The organism is Finegoldia magna, from assembly GCF_018371055.1.
Taxonomy (GTDB): Bacteria; Bacillota; Clostridia; order Tissierellales; family Peptoniphilaceae; genus Finegoldia; species Finegoldia magna_I.
On record NZ_JAGYZD010000378.1, the window covers coordinates 1 to 1,056 of the forward strand.

At 33.1% G+C, this 1,056-nt stretch carries 2 protein-coding genes; both read right to left on the minus strand.

Annotated features, from left to right (window positions below; all coding sequences use genetic code 11):
- On the minus strand, positions 1 to 83 hold an 83-nt coding region (locus KHW44_RS10190), incomplete at its 3' end, for a helix-turn-helix domain-containing protein (protein ID WP_369680538.1).
- 142 nt (positions 84 to 225) lie between these two features.
- A partial coding sequence (locus tag KHW44_RS10015) for a YgcG family protein (protein ID WP_304069014.1) occupies positions 226 to 1,056 on the minus strand: 831 nt, incomplete at its 5' end.

The window sequence follows — 1,056 nt, forward strand, 5'->3', positions numbered from 1 at the left end:
GTCAAATCAGACCTTTCTGCCAATTCTTCTTGGGTCAATCCAAGTTTTAACCTCAATGATCTTATTTTTTCTCCTATTTCCATTACTATCTCCTTACTTAAAATATTAAACCAAAAGTATTATAACATAAAAGCATACAAAACTAAACAAAAAGTTAAAAATATTTTACTAAATTTTCGTAAAAAAATACTCTCAAAATTAATTGAGAGTATTTCATAAATTTGATTAAAAGCTTCTTCCAGCTCCTCCGCCTCCGGAAGAGCCTCCTCCGCCAGAGAATCCACCAAATCCTCCAGAAGATCCGCCGCCAAAACCTCCTCCGAATCCGCCGAAGTCATCGTCATCGAATCCTCCTCCAAATCCAGGGAAGAATATTGTTCCACCACGTCTTCTGCCTCTGTATCTATTATTTCTACGATTATTTCTTGAAATAAAGTACAAAATAATCAGAAATATTATAATTCTTGCAATAGTGTTCATAAGTTGTTCGTCTGAACTTCTATTTAAATTTTTTTGATATTTGTCAAAATCCCCAGTTAATTCAACATCATACTCAGCAGCAACTTCACTGACAACTGCATTGAATCCTTCTTGTAAAGCGTTAGAATAATTACCGTCTTTTAAATCATCAAGCATATATTCATCAATTATTCTACCAACCTTACCATCGTTAAGTCTTCCTTCAATTCCATAACCTGTAATTATATTGATGTGACGATTACGACCTTTAGGTTCATTTAAATCTTGTGACAATAAAATCAGTACCCCGTTTTTCTTAGTGGCATCTCCGATTTTCCATTTATTAAACAAATCAACGCCGTAATCAACAGGATCTCTTCCTTTTAAATCTTTTATGGTTACAACAAGTACTTGTGAGCCTGTTTTTTGCTCAAGTTCTACATTCGTCTTAACTATTTTATCTTTAACTTTCTGGCTAATCACACCCATCTCATCAAGATAAAAAGTATCCGGTGATTTCGGCAAATCTTGGGCAAAAGCATTTACATTAAAAATTAATAAAAAAGCTAAAACAAATGAGAATATCAATCTAAATTG